Source organism: Actinacidiphila sp. bgisy145, assembly GCF_057708125.1.
Genome location: NZ_JBYIRL010000019.1, coordinates 33,430 through 54,432, shown reverse-complemented (window position 1 = coordinate 54,432; position 21,003 = coordinate 33,430). Strand labels below are relative to the sequence as shown.

Below are 21,003 nucleotides of genomic sequence, written 5' to 3'. Positions count from 1 at the left end.
AATGGTGACTGACTGATGTCCAACGAGCAGAAGCTGCGCGACTACCTCAAGCGGGTCACGACCGACCTGGCCGACGCCCGGCGCCGGCTCGGCCAGGCCGAGGCCGCCCGGCACGAGCCCGTCGCGATCGTCGGTATGGCCTGCCGCTACCCGGGCGGGGTCGGGTCGCCGGAGGACCTGTGGCAGCTGGTCGCCGAGGGCCGCGACGCGATCGGCGACATGCCGGCGGACCGCGGCTGGGACGTCGACGCGCTCTACGACCCCGACCCGTCGAGCACCGGCACCACGTACTCCCGCGAGGGCGGATTCCTGCGGGAGGCGGCCGAGTTCGACCCGGCGTTCTTCACCATCCCACCGCGTGAGGCGCTCGCGATGGACCCGCAGCAGAGGCTGCTGCTGGAAGCGTCGTGGGAGGCGTTCGAGCGGGCGGGCATCGACCCGGCCACCCTGCGCGGCAGCCGGACCGGGGTCTTCGCCGGGGTGATGTACCACGACTACGGCGGCCGCTTCGGCACCGGCCCGGGCGCGCTGCCCAAGGGCGTCGAGGGGTACGTCGGCAACGGCAGCGCGGGCAGCATCGCCACGGGCCGGATCGCCTACACCTTCGGGCTCGAGGGCCCGGCGGTGACCGTGGACACCGCCTGCTCGTCCTCGCTGGTCGCGCTGCACCTGGCGATCCAGGCGCTGCGGCAGGGCGAGTGCGCGCTCGCCCTCGCGGGCGGCGTCACCGTGATGTCCACGCCGGACACCTTCGTCGAGTTCAGCCGCCAGCGCGGGCTGGCCCCGGACGGCCGCTGCAAGGCGTTCGGTGCGGGTGCGGACGGCACGGGGTGGGCAGAGGGCGTGGGGATGCTGCTGGTGGAGCGGCTGTCGGACGCCCAGCGGCTGGGCCATCCGGTGCTCGCCGTGGTCCGGGGCAGCGCGGTCAACCAGGACGGCGCGTCGAACGGTCTGACCGCGCCCAACGGCCCCTCTCAGGAACGGGTGATCCGCCAGGCGCTGGCCGCCGCGCAGCTGACCCCCGCACAGGTGGACGTGGTGGAGGGCCACGGCACCGGTACGACGCTGGGCGACCCCATCGAGGTCCAGGCGCTCCAGGCGACGTACGGGCAGAGCCGGACCCCCGAACGGCCCCTGTGGCTCGGGTCGTTGAAGTCGAACATCGGGCACGCGCAGGCCGCGGCGGGGGTCGGCGGGATCATCAAGATGGTGATGGCGCTGCGCGCCGACGTGCTGCCCCGCACGCTGCACGCGGCCGAGCCGTCACACCAGGTCGACTGGTCGGCGGGCACCGTGCGGCTGCTGAACCAGGCACGCCCGTGGCCCGAGACCCGGGAGCCGCGCCGTGCGGCGGTGTCGTCGTTCGGGGTCAGCGGCACCAACGCGCACGTGATCATCGAGCAGGCGCCGGAGCAGCAGGAAGAGGCTGCGGCAGACACGACGCCGGTCGGCCCCGCTGCCCAAACGCCGGCCGTCGCACCGGCGTTGCTGCCCTGGCCGCTGTCCGCCGGCAGCGCCGAGGCCCTACGGGCCCAGGCGGCCCGGCTGCACGCCCACCTCCTCGCCCACCCCGACCACACGGCCGCCGACATCGCCCACGCGCTCGGCACCACGCGCGCCGCGCTCACCCACCGCCTCGTCGCACTCGGCGCCGACCGCGCCGAACTCCTCGCCGCCGTGGCCCGGTTCGCCGAGACCGGCGCCGTATCGGGCGAATCCGGCGCCGTACCGGGTGGGACGGGCACCACCGCCTCCGCCGACGGTACGGCCCTCGGCGTCACAGGCACGGCCGCACCCGGCGCGACCGCCTTCCTCTTCTCCGGCCAGGGCTCGCAGTGGGCCGGCATGGGCCGCGAACTCCACCGCCGCTACCCGCGGTTCCGGCAGGCCCTCGACGAGGTGTGCGCCGCACTCGACCCGCTGCTCGAACAGCCGCTGTACGACGCCCTGTTCGCCGAGCCCGGCACGCCCGCGGCCGCCGCGCTCGACGCCACCGGCCGCACCCAACCCGCCGTCTTCGCCCTGGAGATCGCCCTCTTCCGGCTGCTGGAGTCCTGGGGCATACGGCCCGACCTGCTCACCGGGCACTCCGTCGGCGAGATCGCCGCCGCCCATGTCGCCGGGGTCCTCTCCCTGGCGGACGCGTGCGCCCTGGTCGCCGCGCGCGGCCGACTCATGCAGCAACTCCCCGCCGGGGGCGCCATGGTGGCCGTCGAAGCCGACGCCGACGAGGTGCGTCCGCTGCTCGCCGGACACGAGCACGAGGCCGGCCTCGCCGCCGTCAACGCGCCCGGATCGGTCGTCGTATCCGGTGCGGAACCGGCGGTGCGCGCGGTCGCCGACGCGCTCGCGGCCCGCGGCCGCCGCACCAAGCAGCTCAAGGTCAGCCACGCCTTCCACTCGCCGCTGATGGAGCCGATGACGGCGGAGTTCCGGACCGTCGTGGCGGGCCTGGACTTCCACGAGCCGAGCCTGCCGATCGTGTCGACCGTCACCGGCACCACCGATCCGGAGCAGATGCGGACCGCCGAGTACTGGGTCGAGCACGTACGCGCCACCGTCCGTTTCGCCGACGCGGTCGCGGAACTGCACGCGCAGGGCGTGCGCAGGTTCGTGGAGGTGGGCCCGTCGGCCGCGCTCCTGCCCATGGTTGAGCGGACCGTGGACGCGCAGGACGCACTCGACGTGCCGGGCACGGTGGACGCACCGGGCACCCCGGACCCGGCCGACCGGGCGGACAGGAGCGGCGCCGCGGACCCGGGCGGCCCGGCCGTCGTCGTCTCCGTGCTCCGCCGGGCCGCACCGGAGGAGCGCGCCCTGCTCACCGCCGTGTCCCGGCTCCACGCGGCCGGCACGCCCGTCGACTGGGCGGCCGTGCTCGACGGGCTCGGCGCGCGGCGCGTCGACCTGCCCACGTACGCCTTCCAGCGGCAGCGGTACTGGCTCGACGCCCCCGCCGGCACCGGTGACATGACCGCCGCCGGCCTCGGCGCGGCCCACCACCCGCTGCTCGGCGCGTCCGTCGCCCTCGCGGAAGGCGACGGCGTCCTCCTCACCGGCCGGCTCTCCGTGGCGGCCCAGCCGTGGCTGGCGGACCACGCCGTCGCCGGCGCGACGCTGGCGCCGGGCACCGCGCTGGTGGAACTGGCGCTGCGCGCGGGCGACGAGGTCGGCTGCACCCGCGTCGACGACCTCACCCTCGAAGCACCGCTGGTCCTGCCCACGGGTACGGCGGACACCGCGGCCGGGCAGCACCACGCCCAGCTCCAGGTGCAGGTCACCGTCGGCGCACCCGACGAGCGCGGGGCGCGCCCGGTCCACATCTACTCCCGGCCGCAGCCCGACGGGCACCCCGGGCAGGGGCAGAGCGCCGACAGCGCCTGGACCCGCCACGCCACCGGCCTGCTCACCGCGGGCACCCCCGCCCCGGCCCCGTCCGACGACCTCACCGCCTGGCCGCCGCCCGCCGCCGAACCGGTGAACCTCGACGGCTTCTACGACGGCCTCGCCGACCGCGGCTACGCCTACGGGCCCGCCTTCCGCGGTCTGCTGCGCGCCTGGCGCCGCGGCGACGACCTCTTCGCCGAGGTCGCCGTGCCCGACCAACAGGGCTTCGCCGTCGGTGAGTTCGGCCTCCACCCGGCCCTGCTCGACGCGGCCCTCCACCCGATCGGCCTGACCTCCCTCGCCGCCGACGGTGCCACCCGGCTGCCGTTCGCCTGGTCCGGCGTCTCCCTCCACGCCGTCGGTGCCACCGCGCTCCGCGTCCGCCTCGCCCCGACCGGGCCCGACAGCTTCTCCGTCACCGCCGCTGACCCGACGGGCGCCCCGGTGGCCGAGGTCGAGTCCCTGCACGTACGGGAGACGTCGCGGGACCAGCTCGTCGCGGCGATGGGGGCAGCGGTGTCGGCGGGGGGTGAGGACGCGCTGTTCGGGGTGGAGTGGGTGCCGGTGGTGGGTGGGGGTGAGGTGGGTCCGTTCGTGGTGGTGGGTGCCGAGGGGGCGTACGCCGATGTGGACGCGCTGCTGGCGTCGGGTGATGACGTGCCGGGGACGGTGGTGTGGGAGTGCGGTCCGGTGGGTGGTGGTGCGGTGCCGGGGGTGGTGCGGTCGCGGTTGGCTGAGGTGTTGGGTGTGGTGCGGCGGTGGGTGGGTGAGGAGCGGTTGGCGGGTTCGCGGTTGGTGGTGGTGACGCGGGGGGCTGTGTCGGTGTCCGCGGGGGAGTTGGTGGAGGTGGGGTCTGCGCCGGTGTGGGGTTTGGTGCGGGTGGCGCAGGCGGAGTACCCGGGGCGGTTCGTGTTGGCGGATCTGCCGGTGGGTGCCGACGTTGAGACGGTGGTGCCCGGGCTGGCCTCGGCAGAGGGGCAGTTGGCGGTGCGGGATGGCGTTACCCGCGCGCCCCGTCTGGTGCGGGCGCGGGTGGCGGCGGAGGAGGGCGGTCGGGCGTTCGGTGACGGTCCGGTGTTGGTGACCGGGGCGTCGGGTGCGCTGGGCACCGTGGTGGCGCGGCATCTGGTGGCGGCGCATGGCGTACGGGAGTTGGTGTTGCTGAGTCGTCGCGGCCTGGCAGCCGAAGGTATGCCGGAGTTGAGCCGTGAGTTGAGCGATCAGGGTGCCGTGGTGGAGGTGGTGGCGTGTGATGCGGCGGACCGGGACGCGCTGGCCGAGGTCCTACGGGATCGCCGCCTCACCGGCGTGGTGCACGTGGCGGGCGTACTTGACGACGGTGTACTGGACTCACTCGACGACGGGCGCTTTGACACGGTGCTGCGCCCGAAGGTGGACGCGGCCTGGAATCTGCATGAGCTGACCCGGGGCATGGACTTGTCGGCGTTCGTGCTGTTCTCCTCCGCTGCGGGTGTGTTCGGCAACGCCGGTCAGGCGAACTACGCGTCGGCGAACGTCTTTCTGGACGCTCTCGCCCAGGACCGCCGTGCTGCGGGCCTTCCGGGGTTGTCCCTGGCCTGGGGTTTGTGGGCGGGTGCGGAGAGTGCGATGACTGCCGGGCTGGGTGTGGCGGACCAGAAACGTATCGCGCGGCTCGGCGCGGAGGCGCTGAGCGAGGCGGAGGGGCTGGCGCTGCTGGACCGGGCGCTGGGAGCGGGCGGCAGCGCGGAGAGGGAGAGCCTGCTCGTCCCCGTACGCCTCAGCCGGGCGGCGCTGCGGGCCCAGGCGCAGGCGGGGACGTTGCCCGCGCTGCTTCGGGCGTTGGTGCCGGCGACCGTACGGCGGCAGGCCGCGACACGGTCCGCGCCGGGCACGAACGGAGCCGGTGGCGGACTGGCCCAGCACCTGGCCGGCCGGTCACCGGCCGAACGCACCGCACACGTCCAGGACCTGGTGCGCCGCGAGGTCGCCGCGGTCCTCGGCCACAGCACCCCGGACGCGGTACGGGCCACCCAGTCCTTCAAGGAACTGGGCTTCGACTCGCTGACCGCGGTGGAACTCCGCAACCGCCTGACCGCCGCGACCGGCCTGCGGCTGCCCGCCACCCTCATCTTCGACCACCCGACCTCGGCCGCCCTGGCCGCCCGCCTGCTGGCCGACCTCGTCGGCGCGGACGCGGAGCCGGCCGCGCGTGCCGCCCGCACCGTCGTCATGGCGCACGACGAGCCGATCGCGATCGTGGGCATGGGCTGCCGCTTCCCGGGAGGAGTCGACTCTCCCGAGGACCTGTGGGACCTGGTGCTGGCCGGGGGCGACGCCGTCTCCGGCTTCCCGGGGGACCGGGGCTGGGATGTGGAGGCCCTGTTCCACCCGGACCCGGACCACGCGGGGACGACGTACTCCCGCGAAGGTGGGTTCCTGGACGCGGTGGCGGAGTTCGATGCGGGGTTCTTCGGTGTGTCGCCGCGTGAGGCGTTGGCGATGGACCCGCAGCAGCGGTTGTTGCTGGAGACGTCGTGGGAGGCGTTCGAGCGTGCGGGTATTGATCCGGCCGGGTTGCGGGGGAGTCGTACGGGTGTGTTCGCGGGGGTGATGTACCACGATTACGCGTCGCGGTTGCGTGAGGTGCCGGGGCATCTCGAAGGGTTGATGGGGACGGGTAACGCGACGAGTGTGATTGCGGGTCGGTTGTCGTACACGTTCGGGCTGGAGGGCCCGTCGGTGAGTGTGGATACGGCGTGTTCTTCGTCGTTGGTGGCGTTGCATCTTGCGGTGCAGGCGTTGCGTGCGGGTGAGTGTGAGATGGCGTTGGCCGGTGGGGTGACGGTGATGGCCACGCCGGAGGCGTTTGTGAACTTCAGCCGTCAGCGGGGGTTGGCGGTCGATGGGCGGTGCAAGGCGTTCGGTGCGGGTGCGGATGGCACGGGGTGGGCTGAGGGGGTGGGGGTGCTGCTGGTGGAGCGGTTGTCGGATGCCCAGCGGCTGGGCCATCCGGTGCTGGCCGTGGTGCGGGGCAGTGCGGTGAACCAGGATGGTGCGTCGAACGGTCTTACCGCGCCCAACGGGCCGTCCCAGCAACGGGTGATCCGCCAGGCGCTGGCAGCGGCCGGCCTGGAGGCCTCGCAGGTCGACACGGTGGAGGCGCACGGCACCGGTACGACGTTGGGTGACCCGATCGAGGTGCAGGCGCTCCAGGAGACGTATGGGCAGGGGCGTGATGCTGAACGGCCGTTGTGGTTGGGGTCGTTGAAGTCGAACATCGGGCATGCGCAGGCGGCGGCCGGTGTCGGCGGTGTGATCAAGATGGTGATGGCGTTGCGGGCTGGTGTGCTGCCGCGGACGTTGCATGTGGAGGAGCCCTCCCCGCACATCGACTGGTCTGCGGGCGAGGTGCGGCTGTTGGCCGAAGAACGGGCGTGGCCGGCAACGGGTGAGGCGCGGCGTGCGGCGGTGTCGTCGTTCGGGTTCAGCGGGACGAACGCGCACGTGATCATCGAGCAGGCCCCGGCGGTCGTGGCGCCCGAGGAGGACGGGGAGCCGCGGCCGGACGCGGTGGTGCCGTGGGTGCTGTCCGCGGCTTCCCCGGAGGCGCTGCGTGGGCAGGCGGAGCGGCTGAGGTCGTATGTTGCCGGGCGGGCTGGACTGCGGCCGGTGGATGTGGCGTGGTCGTTGGCGACGACGCGGGGTGCGTTGGAGCATCGTGCGGTGGTGGTGGGTGCGGATCTGGGTGAACTGGTCGATGGGCTGGGTGGGTTGGCGCAGTCCGGTGTGGCGGTGGGTGGGCGCACCGCGTTCCTGTTCACGGGGCAGGGTGCGCAGCGGCTTGGGATGGGCCGGGAGTTGTATGACGTGTTTCCGGTGTTCCGGGGGGCGTTGGACGAGGTGTGTGCGGAGTTGGACGCGGTGATGGCGCGTCCGGTGCGTGAGGTGATGTGGGGTGAGGACGTGGAGGTGTTGGCGCGTACGGAGTTCACGCAACCGGCACTGTTCGCCGTCGAAGTGGCGTTGTTCCGGCTCCTGGCGTCGTGGGGGATACGTCCGGACGCGGTCGCGGGGCACTCGATCGGTGAGATCGCGGCGGCGCACGTGACAGGTGTGTTGTCGTTGCGGGACGCGTGTGTGCTGGTGGCGGCGCGGGGCCGGTTGATGCAGCAACTCCCCGTGGGCGGGGCGATGGTGGCGGTCGAGGCGACCGAGGCGGAGGTGCGTGAGCTGCTGGAAGGCGTGGCGGACACTGTGGGTGTGGCGGCGGTCAACGGCCCGCAGTCCGTGGTGATCTCGGGTGCGGAGCAAGCCGTCGAGCAGGTGGCGGAGAAGCTGGCTGGGCAGGGCCGGCGGGTCAAGCGGCTCGCGGTGAGTCACGCGTTCCACTCGCCGCTGATGGAGCCGATGGTGGCGGAGTTCCGTACGGTCGTGGCGGGCCTGGACTTCCACGAACCCTCCGTGCCGTTCGTGTCCACGGTGACGGGTGCTGTGGTCGGCGCGGAGATCGCCGCGCCGGATTACTGGGTCGAGCATGTTCGTGCGGCGGTCCGTTTCGCCGATGCGGTCGCGGAACTGCACGCGCTGGGGGTGCGGCGGTTTGTGGAGGTCGGGCCGGACGCGGTGCTGGCCGGGCTGGTGGAGCCGGCGCTTGAGCCGGTGCTTGAGACGGACGTGGCCGCCGTGGCCGTACTGCGGCGGGACCGGGCGGAGGAGCGGGCGGTCATGGCCGCGGTCGGCCGGCTGCACATGGCCGGGGTGCCCCTCGAATGGGCGGCGGTGCTGCCCGGCGGGCGGCGGGTGGAGCTGCCGACGTACGCGTTCCAGCACGAGCGGTACTGGCTCGAGGCCCCGGCCGGTGCGGGCGATGTCGCCGCGGCCGGGCTGCGGAGCGCCGGGCATCCGCTGCTCGGTGCGGCGGTCGAACTGGCCGGCGCCGACCGTACGGTGTTCGCGGGCCGGCTGTCCCTCGCGTCGCACGGGTGGCTGGCGGACCACGCCGTGGGCGACGTGGTGCTGGTGCCGGGTGCGGCGCTGGTGGAGCTGGCGCTGCGGGCGGGGCACGAGGTCGGGTGCGGCCGTCTGGAGGAGTTGACGCTCCAGGCGCCGCTGGTGCTGCCGGCGAGCGGAGCGGTGCAGATCCAGGTCGCGGTGGGCGAGGCGGACGAGGCCGGGCGCCGAACCGTCGAGGTCCACTCCCGCCCCCATGACCCGAGCGGCGCGGGGACCGCCGAGTGGACCGCGCACGCCGACGGCGTCCTGGCGGCGGTCGACACCGCCCCCGACAAGCAGGACGGACCCTGGCCGCCCGCCGGGGCCACCCCCGTCGACGTGTCCGGCGTCTATGACGCGCTCGCCGACAAGGGCCTGCACTACGGCCCCTCGTTCCGCGGCCTGCGGGCGGCCTGGCGGCAGGGCGACGAGGTCCTTGCCGAGGTTGCGCTCCCCGACGAACTGGCCGACTCGGCCGACTCGTTCGGGCTGCACCCGGCCCTGCTGGACGCCGCTCTCCACACGATCGGCCTGCTGCCGCTCGCCGACGGTTCGGGCACGCGGCTGCCGTTCGCGTGGGCGGATGTGGCGCTGCACGCGGTGGGTGCGGTGGCGGTGCGGGTGCGGGTTGCGCCGGATGGGCGTGGGGGTGTGGCGGTGGAGTTGTTCGACGAGGTGGGGTTGCCGGTGGCGTCGGTGGGTTCGTTGGCGTTGCGTGAGGTGAGTCGGGAGCAGTTGGCGGCGGCGTCGGCGGGGGGTGAGGACGCGCTGTTCGGGGTGGAGTGGGTGCCGGTGGTGGGTGGGGGTGAGGTGGGTCCGTTCGTGGTGGTGGGTGCGGGTGGGTTGTACGCCGATGTGGAGGCGTTGTTGGCGTCGGGCGATGACATACCCGGGACCGTGGTGTGGGAGTGCGGCCCGGCCGATGACGGCGCCGTTCCGGAGGCCGTACGGTCGCGGCTGGCCGAGGTGCTGGGTGTGGTGCGGCGGTGGGTGGGCGAGGAGCGGCTCGCCGAATCGCGGTTGGTGGTGGTGACCCGGGGCGCGGTGGCCGTGTCCGCCGGTGAGCCGGTGGAGGCGGCGCTCGCGCCGGTGTGGGGTCTGGTGCGGGTGGCGCAGGCGGAGTACCCGGGGCGGTTCGTGCTGGCGGATCTGCCGGTGGGCGCCGACGTTGAGACGGTGGTGCCCGGGCTGGCCTCGGCAGAGGGGCAGTTGGCGGTGCGTGACGGCGTTACCCGCGCGCCCCGTCTGGTGCGGGCGCGGGTGGCGGCGGAGGAGGGCGGTCGAGCGTTCGGTGACGGTCCGGTGCTGGTGACCGGTGCGTCGGGTGCGCTGGGCTCCGTAGTTGCCCGGCACCTGGTGGCGGCGCACGGCGTCCGTGAGTTGGTGTTGCTGAGCCGTCGCGGCCTGGAAGCGGTTGGCATGCCGGAGTTGAGCCGTGAGTTGACGCAACAGGGTGCCGCGGTGGAGGTGGTGGCGTGTGATGCGGCCGACCGGGATGCGCTGGCCGAGGCCCTGCGGGATCGCCGCCTCACCGGTGTGGTGCACGTCGCGGGCGTACTGGACGACGGTGTACTGGACTCACTCGACGACGGGCGCTTCGACACGGTGCTGCGCCCGAAGGTGGACGCGGCCTGGAACTTGCATGAGCTGACCCGGGACATGGACCTGTCCGCGTTCGTGTTGTTCTCGTCGGCCGCGGGTGTGTTCGGCAATGCGGGTCAGGCCAACTACGCGTCGGCGAACGTCTTCCTGGATGCTCTTGCCCAGGCTCGGCGTGCTGAGGGTCTTCCGGGGTTGTCCCTCGCGTGGGGTTTGTGGGCGGGGGCGGAGAGTGCGATGACCGCTGGGCTGGGTGTGGCGGACCAGAAACGTATCGCGCGGCTTGGTGCGGAGGCGCTGAGTGAGGCGGAGGGGTTGGCGCTGCTGGACCGGGCGCTGGGTGCGGGCAGCGGCGCGGGGACGGACGGCCTGCTCGTCCCCGTACGCCTCAACCTCCCCGCCCTGCGGACGCTCGCGGACTCCGGCCGGCTGCCCGCGCTGCTCGGCGGGCTCGTCCGTACCCGGCCCCGCCGGGCGGTGGGCGCTGCGGCGGCGGGCGGCGGCGTTCCGCTGCGGGAGCGCCTGGCCGGCATGAACGAGGCCGAGGCGGAACAGCACGTGGTGCGGCTGATCCGGAGCGAGGTCGCCGCGGTCCTCGGTCACGCGTCGCCGGACGTGGTCGGCCCGAAGCGGTCGTTCACCGAGCTGGGCTTCGACTCGCTGACCGCGGTGGAGCTGCGTAACCGCCTCACCGCGGTGACCGGCCTGCGGCTGCCCGCCACGCTCATCTTCGACTACCCCAACTCCACGCTGCTCGCGCGGCAGATCCGGCTGGAGCTCACCCCGGAAGCGGCGGCCGAGGCGCCGGCGGACGCCGAGGAGCGGGCCTTCCGGGAGGCCGTCGCGGCGATTCCGATGGCCCGGTTCCGTGAGGCCGGCCTGCTGGACCTGGTCCGCCAACTGGCCGACCCGGTAGCGGAAGAGGCGACCGTCCCGGGAGGGGACGACGAGGCCGAGTCCATCGACGACATGGACCTCGACAACCTGGTGCGCATGGCGCTCGACGGCAAAGACTCCTGACCCACCTCGTAATCCGGAGCAGAACATGGCAACGCCCAACGAAAAGGTCGTCGCGGCACTGCGCGCCTCCCTCAAGGAGACCGAGCTGCTGCGCCGGCAGAACAACGCGCTGCGCGCCGCCTCCAGCGAGCCGATCGCGATCGTGGGGATGGCGTGCCGTTTCCCCGGGGGCGTCGGGTCACCGGAGGACCTGTGGGAGGTGGTGCGTTCGGGCGCCGACGTCATCGCGGAGTTCCCGGCGGACCGGGGCTGGGATGTGGAGGCGCTGTACGACCCGGACCCGGACCGCCCCGGCAAGACCTACGGCCGCCGCGGTGGGTTCCTGGACGCGGTGGCGGAGTTCGATGCGGGGTTCTTCGGTGTGTCGCCGCGTGAGGCGTTGGCGATGGACCCGCAGCAGCGGTTGTTGCTGGAGACGTCGTGGGAGGCGTTCGAGCGTGCGGGTATTGATCCGGCCGGGTTGCGGGGGAGTCGTACGGGTGTGTTCGCGGGGGTGATGTACCACGATTACGCGTCGCGGTTGCGTGAAGTGCCGGGCCACCTCGAAGGGTTGATGGGCACGGGTAACGCGACGAGTGTGATTGCGGGTCGGTTGTCGTACACGTTCGGGCTGGAGGGCCCGGCGGTGAGTGTGGATACGGCGTGTTCTTCGTCGTTGGTGGCGTTGCATCTTGCGGTGCAGGCGTTGCGTGCGGGTGAGTGCGAGATGGCGTTGGCCGGTGGGGTGACGGTGATGGCCACGCCGGAGGCGTTTGTGAACTTCAGCCGTCAGCGGGGGTTGGCGGTTGATGGGCGGTGCAAGGCGTTCGGTGCGGGTGCGGATGGCACGGGGTGGGCTGAGGGGGTGGGGGTGCTGTTGGTGGAGCGGTTGTCGGATGCCCAGCGGCTGGGCCATCCGGTGCTGGCCGTGGTGCGGGGCAGTGCGGTGAACCAGGATGGTGCGTCGAACGGTCTTACCGCGCCCAACGGGCCGTCCCAGCAACGGGTGATCCGCCAGGCGCTGGCGGCGGCCGGACTGGAGCCCTCGCAGGTCGACACGGTGGAGGCGCACGGCACCGGTACGACGTTGGGTGACCCGATCGAGGTGCAGGCCCTGCAAGGCACCTACGGGCGGGGGCGTGATGCTGAACGGCCGTTGTGGTTGGGGTCGTTGAAGTCGAACATCGGGCATGCGCAGGCGGCGGCCGGTGTCGGCGGTGTGATCAAGATGGTGATGGCGTTGCGGGCTGGTGTGCTGCCGCGGACGTTGCATGTGGCGGAGCCCTCTCCGCACATCGACTGGTCTGCGGGCGAGGTGCGGCTGTTGGCCGAAGAACGGGCGTGGCCGGCAACGGGTGAGGCGCGGCGTGCGGCGGTGTCGTCGTTCGGGTTCAGCGGGACGAACGCGCACGTGATCATCGAGCAGGCCCCGGCGGTCGGGGAGGTCGTGGCGGCCGAGGAGGCGGACGAGCCGCAGCTCGGGGACGTAGTGCCCTGGGTGGTCTCCGCGGCTTCCCCCGAGGGCTTGCGGGCGCAGGCGGAGAGCGTGCGGTCGTACGTCGCCGGGCGGCCCGAACTGCGGCCGCTGGACGTCGCGTTCTCGCTGGCGACGACCCGCGGGGCGTTGGAGCACCGCGCCGTTATCGTCGGCGCGGACCGGGCCGAACTCCTCGACAAGCTAGGCACGTTGGAGCCGTCGGGTCCCGTGTTGGAAGGGACATCCGCGTTCCTGTTCACGGGGCAGGGTGCGCAGCGGCTCGGGATGGGCCGGGAGCTCTACGACGCCTTCCCGGTGTTCCGGGAGGCGTTGGACGAGGTGTGTGCGGAGTTGGACGCGGTGATGGCGCGGCCGGTGCGTGAGGTGATGTGGGGTGAGGATGCGGAGGTGTTGGCGCGTACGGAGTTCACGCAACCGGCACTGTTCGCCGTCGAAGTGGCGTTGTTCCGGCTCCTGGCGTCGTGGGGGATACGTCCGGACGCGGTCGCGGGGCACTCGATCGGTGAGATCGCGGCGGCGCACGTGACAGGTGTGTTGTCGTTGCGGGACGCGTGTGTGCTGGTGGCGGCGCGGGGGCGGTTGATGCAGGAGCTTCCGGTGGGTGGGGCGATGGTGGCGGTGGCGGCCACCGAGGTGGAGGTGTGTGAGCTGCTGGAAGGCGTGGCGGACACTGTGGGTGTGGCGGCGGTCAACGGGCCGCAGTCGGTGGTGATTTCGGGTGTGGAGCGGGACGTCGAGCAGGTGGCGGAGAAGCTGGCTGAGCAGGGCCGGCGGGTGAAGCGGCTCGCGGTGAGTCACGCGTTCCATTCCCCGTTGATGGAGCCGATGGTGGCGGAGTTCCGTTCTGTCGTGGCGGGGCTGGAGTTCCGGGAGCCGTCGGTTCCGTTCGTGTCCACGGTGACGGGTGCTGTGGTCGGCGCGGAGATCGCCGCGCCGGAGTACTGGGTCGAGCATGTTCGTGCGGCGGTCCGTTTTGCTGATGCGGTGGCGGAGTTGCATGGGTTGGGGGTGCGGCGGTTTGTGGAGGTGGGGCCGGCTGCGGTGTTGGCGGGGTTGGTGGGGCAGGTGGTGGAGGCGGATGGTGTGGCGGTGCTGCGGCGGCGGGTGCCGGAGGTGCGGGCGGTGGTGGAGGCGGCTGGTGCGGTGTTCGTCCGGGGTGGTGCGGTGGAGTGGGCGGCGGTGCTGGCCGGTGGGCGGCGGGTGGAGTTGCCGACGTACGCGTTCCAGCACGAGCGGTACTGGCTCGACGCCCCGGTCGGCGCCGGTGACGCCACCGCGCTCGGCCTGAGCGCCGCGCGGCACCCGCTGCTCGGCGGCTCCGTCACCCTCGCCGACCGGTCGGGCGTGCTGTTCACCGGCAGGCTCTCCCTGGCGACCCACCCGTGGCTGGCCGACCACGCGGTCCACGGCACCGTCCTGGTCCCGGGCACCGCGCTGGTGGAGCTGGCGCTCCGGGCGGGAGAGGCGGCCGGGTGCGCGGCAGTCGAGGAACTGACGCTCCAGGCGCCCCTGGTCGTCCCGGCCGCGGGCGCCGTACAGGTCCAGATGGTCGTCGGGGAGCCGGACGCCCGCGGCCTGCGGCCCGTCGACGTGTACGCGCGGACCGAGGACGACACGGCGGACGCCCCCTGGACCTGCTGCGCCACCGGCCTGCTCGCCCCCGCCCCGGCCACCGCCGACCCGGCCGACCTCGCGGTGTGGCCGCCACGCGACGCGGAGCCGGTCGACACCAGCGGCTTCTACGCCTCGATGGCCGAGCGCGGCTACGCCTACGGTCCCGTCTTCCAGGGCCTGCGCCGCGCCTGGCGGAGGGGCGCGGAACTCTTCGCCGAAGTGGCGCTTCCGGCGGAAGCGGCCGACGCGGCACGGGAGTTCGGCCTGCACCCGGCCCTGCTGGACGCCGCCTTGCACGCCGCCGCAGCGACGGCCCCGGACCAGGGCGACGGTGCGCGCGTCCCCTTCTCCTGGCGCCGCGTCGCGCTGCACGCCGTCGGCGCCACCGCGCTCCGCGTCCGCCTGGCCCCCACCGGCGACGACGGGACGAGCCTCGCCCTGGACGTCGCGGACACATCCGGCGGCCCCGTGGCCTCCGTCGAGTCGCTGGCCACGCGGGAGGTCTCGGCGGAGCAGTTGGCCGCGGCGTCGCCGGCGGGTGAGGACGCGCTGTTCGGGGTGGAGTGGGTGCCGGCGGCCGGTGGGGGCAAGGCGGGTCCGTACGTCGTGGTGGGTGCGGGTGGGTCGCACGCCGATGTGGACGCGTTGCTCGCGTCCGGCGATGACGTACCCGGGACCGTGGTGTGGGAGTGCGGTCCGGCCGATGACGGCGCCGTACCGGAGGCCGTACGGTCGCGGCTCGCTGAGGTGTTGGGTGTGGTGCGGCGGTGGGTGGGTGAGGAGCGGTTGGCGGGTTCGCGGTTGGTGGTGGTGACGCGGGGCGCTGTGTCGGTGTCCGCGGGTGAGTCGGTGGAGGTGGAGCTTGCGCCGGTGTGGGGTTTGGTGCGGGTGGCGCAGGCGGAGTACCCAGGGCGGTTCGTGCTGGCGGATCTCGACGCAGGTGCGGGCGTTGACGTGTTGGCCGCTGGACTGGCGTTGGACGAGGCGCAGTTGGCGGTGCGGGACGGTGAGGTCCGCGTACCCCGTCTCGTACGGGCGCAAGTGGCGGCGGAGGAGGGCGGTCGGGCGTTCGGTGACGGCCCGGTGCTGGTGACCGGGGCGTCGGGTGCGCTGGGCACCGTACTTGCCCGGCACCTCGTGGCGGCGCATGGCGTACGGGAGTTGGTGCTGCTGAGTCGTCGCGGCCTGGAAGCGGCTGGCATGCCGGAGTTGAGCCGTGAGTTGAGCGATCAGGGTGCCGTGGTGGAGGTGGTGGCGTGTGATGCGGCGGACCGGGACGCGCTGGCCGAGGTCCTACGGGATCGCCGCCTCACCGGCGTGGTGCACGCGGCGGGCGTACTGGACGACGGTGTACTGGACTCACTCGACGACGCGCGCTTTGACACGGTGCTGCGCCCGAAGGTGGACGCGGCCTGGAATCTGCATGAGCTGACCCGGAGCATGGAGCTGTCGGCGTTCGCGCTGTTCTCCTCCGCTGCGGGTGTGTTCGGCAACGCCGGTCAGGCCAACTACGCGTCGGCGAACGTCTTCCTGGACGCCCTCGCCCAGGCCCGGCGTGCTGAGGGTCTTCCGGGGTTGTCCCTGGCCTGGGGTTTGTGGGCGGGGGCGGACAGTGCGATGACCGCCGGGCTCGGCGCGGCCGACGTGCGGCGGCTCGGCCGCGGCGGGGACGGCGCCCTGTCGGCGGACGAGGGCCTGGCGCTCTTCGACCGGGCCGTCGCCATGGCTGCCGGGGCGGACCACGACGGCCTGCTGGTCCCCATCCGGCTCGACCTGCGCGCGCTCCGGACCGGGGCGGCCGGCGCGGCGCCGGTGCCGTCGATCCTGCGCGGCCTCCTGCCCACCCGCGTCCTGCGCAGGGCCGCGGGCGAGGCAGCGGGGAACCCGGGCGGCGACGAACTGGCCCTCAAATTGGCCGCGTTGGACGCCCAGGCACAGGCGGCGCACGTGCTGGACGTGGTCCGGTCGGCCGTCGCGGCGGTCCTCGGGCATGCCTCCGCCGACGTGGTCGAGCCGGCGAAGTCCTTCCGCGACCTCGGCTTCGACTCGCTGACCGCCGTGGAACTCCGCAACCGCCTCAGCTCCACCACCGGCCTGCGGCTGCCCGCCACCCTGGTCTTCGACTACCCGACGTCCGCCGCCCTCGCCGACCACGTACGGTCCCAGCTCGTCGGCGAGCAGGCAGGCGCCCCCGCCCCCGTCGCGCCCGGGCGTACGGGCCTGGACGACGACCCGGTCGTCATCGTGGGCATGAGCTGCCGCTACCCGGGGGACGTCATGTCTCCGGAGGACCTGTGGGACCTGGTGCTGGCCGGGGGCGACGCCGTCTCGGAGTTCCCGGCGGACCGCGGCTGGGACCTGGAGAACGTCTTCGACCCCGATCCGGACCACCCGGGCACGACGTACTCCCGCGAGGGCGGATTCCTGCACCGCGCGGCCGACTTCGACCCCGCCTTCTTCGGTATCCCACCGCGTGAGGCGCTCGCCATGGACCCGCAGCAGCGGTTGCTGCTGGAGACGTCGTGGGAGGCGTTCGAGCGTGCGGGGATCGACCCGGCCACCTTGCGCGGCAGCAGCACCGGCGTGTTCGCGGGGGTGATGTACCACGACTACGCGTCGCGGTTGCGTGAAGTGCCGGGCCACCTCGAAGGGTTGATGGGGACGGGTAACGCGACCAGTGTGATCGCGGGCCGCCTGTCGTACACGTTCGGGCTGGAGGGCCCGTCGGTGAGCGTGGATACCGCGTGTTCCTCGTCGCTGGTCGCGCTGCACCTCGCCGTGCAGGCGTTGCGCGCGGGTGAGTGCGAGATGGCGCTTGCGGGCGGGGTGACGGTGATGGCCACACCCGGTGCGTTCATCAACTTCAGCCGCCACCGCGGCCTTTCCCCCGACGGCCGCTGCAAGGCGTTCGGCGCGGGCGCGGACGGCACCGGGTGGGCCGAGGGCGTCGGGATGCTGCTGGTGGAGCGGCTCTCCGACGCCGAACGCCTGGGCCACCCCGTCCTGGCCGTGGTCCGCGGCACCGCCGTCAACCAGGACGGCGCGTCGAACGGCCTCACCGCCCCCAACGGCCCCTCCCAGCAACGGGTGATCCGCCAGGCGCTGGCCGCCGCACGCCTGACTCCCGCGCAGGTGGACGTGGTGGAGGGCCACGGCACCGGCACCTCCCTCGGCGACCCCATCGAGGCGCAGGCCCTGCAAGCCACCTACGGGCAGGGGCGTGACGCCGAAAGGCCTTTGTGGCTCGGGTCATTGAAGTCGAACATCGGGCATGCGCAGGCGGCGGCCGGTGTCGGCGGGATCATCAAGATGGTGATGGCGTTGCGGGCGGGTGTGCTGCCGCGGACGTTGCATGTGGCGGAGCCCTCCCCGCATATCGACTGGTCGGCGGGTGACGTACGGCTGCTGACCGAGGCCCGCGCGTGGCCCGAGACGGGGCAGCCGCGCCGCGCGGCGGTGTCGTCGTTCGGGTTCAGCGGGACCAACGCGCACGTCGTCATCGAGCAGCCGCCCGTCCGACCCGACGCCGGAGCCGCCGACGGACCGCGGCCCGCCGCCGTCGTGCCCCTGCCGCTCTCCGCGGCCTCCCCGGAGGGCCTGCGGGCTCAGGCGGAGACCTTGCGGTCGTACGTCGCCGCGCGGCCCGACCTGCGCCCGGCGGACGTCGCGTTCTCGCTGGCTACCACTCGCGGCGCCCTGGAGCACCGGGCCGTCGCCGTGGCCGCGGACCGGGCCGAACTCCTCGACCAGCTCGCCGCGTTGACGTTGACGGGTGCAGCTGTCCCCGGCCGCACCGCGTTCTTGTTCACGGGGCAGGGTGCGCAGCGGCTTGGGATGGGCCGGGAGTTGTATGACGTGTTTCCGGTGTTCCGGGGGGCGTTGGACGAGGTGTGTGCGGAGTTGGACGCGGTGATGGCGCGTCCGGTGCGTGAGGTGATGTGGGGCGGGGACGTGGAGGTGTTGGCGCGTACGGAGTTCACGCAACCGGCGCTGTTCGCCGTCGAGGTGGCGTTGTTCCGGCTCCTGGCGTCCTGGGGGATACGGCCGGATGCGGTCGCGGGGCACTCGATCGGTGAGATCGCGGCGGCGCACGTGACGGGGGTGTTGTCGTTGCGGGACGCGTGTGTGCTGGTGGCGGCGCGGGGGCGGTTGATGCAGCAACTCCCCGCGGGAGGTGCGATGGTGGCGGTCGAGGCCACCGAGGCGGAGGTGCGTGAGCTGCTGGAAGGCGTGGCGGACACCGTGGGCGTGGCGGCGGTCAACGGGCCGCAGTCCGTGGTGATCTCGGGTGCGGAGCAAGCCGTCGAGCAGGTGGCGGAGCAACTGGCTGAGCAAGGCCGCCGGGTGAAGCGGCTCACGGTCAGCCACGCGTTCCACTCCCCGCTGATGGAGCCGATGCTGGCGGAGTTCCGTAGCGTCGTGGCGGGCCTGGACTTCCACGAGCCGTCCGTGCCGTTCGTGTCGACTGTCACCGGCACCGCCGACCCGGAGCAACTGCGGACCGTGGACTACTGGGTGCACCACGTCCGCGCCACCGTTCGCTTCGCCGACGCCCTCACCGAACTCCACGCGCAGGGCGTGCGCCGGTTCGTGGAGGTCGGCCCGGACGGGGTGCTGACCGGCATGGCCGACCAGAGCCTGCCCGCCGACGTGGCCGCGGTCCCCGTACTGCGCCGGGACCAGCCCGACGCGCGGGCGCTGGTGGCGGCCGTGGGCCGGCTGCACATGGCCGGCGTACCGGTCGACTGGGCGGCGCTGCTGCCCGGCGCCCGCCGGATCGAGCTGCCCACGTACACCTTCCAGCACACGCGGTACTGGCTGGACCCGGAGGAACTGGCCGCCGAGCGGACCGCCCCGGACCCCGGTGCCCTGGCCGCCGATGCCTTGGCCGTGGGCCCCAGGGACTCCGCATCCCGGAACACCGCATCCCAGGACACCACATCCCGGCCCGCCGACCCCGACGCGCGCTTCTGGGCCGCCGTCGCCGACCAGGACCCGGGTTCGCTCGCCGCCCTGCTGGGGCTGGACGACGCGCGGGACCGGGCGGCCGTCGAGGGAGCGCTGCCGGTGCTCGCCGCGTGGCTCGGCCGTCGGAAGGCCGCCGCTCCCGCCCCGCACTACCGCCTCGGCTGGACCGCGCTGCCCCCGCGCCCGGCGGCTACGTCCGCGCGCCTGCACGGCACCTGGCTGCTGGCGGTACCGGAGCAGGGGACCGCTGACCGCCTGGTGCCCCGGCTCTCCGCGGTGTTCGCCGCCGCGGGCGCGGACGTGCGGGTCGTCACGGCCGACCCTGCCGACCCCGCTGCCGCCGACCGCCTGGCCGCCCAACTGGCGTCCCTCACGGCCGACGGCACGGAACCGGCCGGGGTGCTCTCGCTGCTCGCGCTGACGGCCCCGGCCGACCCGGCCGACCCGGCCGACCCGGACGGCGCCCGACGCGCGGCCACCGCCACCCTGGCCCTCCTGCGTGCCGTGTCCGACCTCGCGGGCCCCGATGCCGCGGTACCGGTGTGGTCGCTGACCTCCGGCGCGGTGTCGACCGGCGGCGCCGACCGGGTCACCGCGCCCGGCCAGGCCGTGCTGTGGGGCCTGGGCCGGGTCCTCGCGGACGACCCCGCCACAGGGTGGGCGGGCGTCGTGGACGTCCCGGCGCGGTGCTCCGACCGCGTGCTGCGGCGGCTGGCGGACGTGCTGGCCCGGTCGGAGGAGACCGAACTCGCTGTGCGGGACGCGGGCGCCTTCGCCCGCCGCCTGCTGAAGGCGGGCTCCGGCGCGGCCACCGCTGCCGGTACGGCTGCGGCGCCGCGCGGCACGCTCCTGGTCAGCGGCGGCACCGGCGGCTGGCGCGACCGCGTGGCGCGCCGGCTGGCCGCGGCCGGGGCCGCGCACGTCCTGGTGGCCGCGGCACCCGGCGAGCCCGTCGGCACCGCCGGGCCGGTCGCGGACCACGGCGCGGACCACGGCGCGGACCCGGCCGCCGACCCGGCCGCCGCGCGGATCAGCCACGCCGTCTGCGACGTCTCCGACGCGCCGGCCCTGGCCCGGCTGGTCGCGTCCCTGCCCGCCGAGCAGCCGTTGACCGCGGTGCTGCACGCGCCGCGCGCTGCCGCCGATGGCCCGCTCGACAAGGCCCTGGACGAGCTGCTGGGCACCGAACTGCCCGCCGTACCGGCCTTGTTCGCGGTGGACGGGTCCGGCGCCGAGGGCCGCGCGGACGAGGTCGCCCTCTTCCTCGCCGTCGGTGCGACCGATCTGCTCGGTGCCGACGACAGCGCTGCCGCCGCGGCCGTGGCCGGCTGGTGGGAGGCGGTGGCCCGGGACCGTACGGCCGCGCTCGCGCCCGTACGGCTGGTCGCCGCCGACCCGGACGCCCTCGACCTCGCGGTCCTGGACCGGGCGCTGGCACGGGCGGACAGCCTGCTCGTTGCCACGGACCTGGACTGGGCGGACTACGCCGCTACCCGCGCCAGCGCTCGCAGCCGCCACCTGCTGACGGGCCTGCCCGAGGCGCGTGCGGCACTCGCCGCGGCGGCACCGGCCGAGGCGGGCGGCGCGGGCAGCGCCGGCGGACTGCTGGCCGGTGTGGACGGGCCAGAGTCGCTGCGGCGCAAGCTCGCGGGGCAGTCGGCGGAACAGCGGTCCGAGACGCTGCTGGAACTGGTGCGGGGCCAGGTCGCCGTGGTCCTCGGGCACGCCTCGGCCGAAGCGGTGCCCGCCGAGGGGGACTTCATGGACTTCGGGTTCGCCTCCCTCACCGCAGTCGAGTTCGGCCACCGCCTCACCGCCATCACCGGGCTGGAGTTGCCCACCACCCTCGTCTACGACTACCTGCACCCGGCGGAGTTGGCGGCGCACCTCGCGGCGGAACTCGCCGGTGAACCGGCCGCGGCCTGACAGCGTCCATGGCCTACGACAACCTGGGCCGCGCCTCC

At 73.9% G+C, this 21,003-nt stretch carries 2 protein-coding genes; both read left to right on the top strand.

Features of this window, described 5'->3' with window-relative positions; translation table 11 throughout:
• Positions 1-15: 15 nt before the first annotated feature.
• Positions 16-10,980, top strand: a complete 10,965-nt coding sequence (locus AC3ERT_RS18670) for a type I polyketide synthase (protein WP_435175465.1) — start codon at positions 16-18, stop codon at positions 10,978-10,980.
• Between the two features lie 25 nt (positions 10,981-11,005).
• Positions 11,006-20,965, top strand: a complete 9,960-nt coding sequence (locus AC3ERT_RS18665; RefSeq protein WP_435175463.1) for an SDR family NAD(P)-dependent oxidoreductase — start codon at positions 11,006-11,008, stop codon at positions 20,963-20,965.
• Positions 20,966-21,003: the final 38 nt, after the last annotated feature.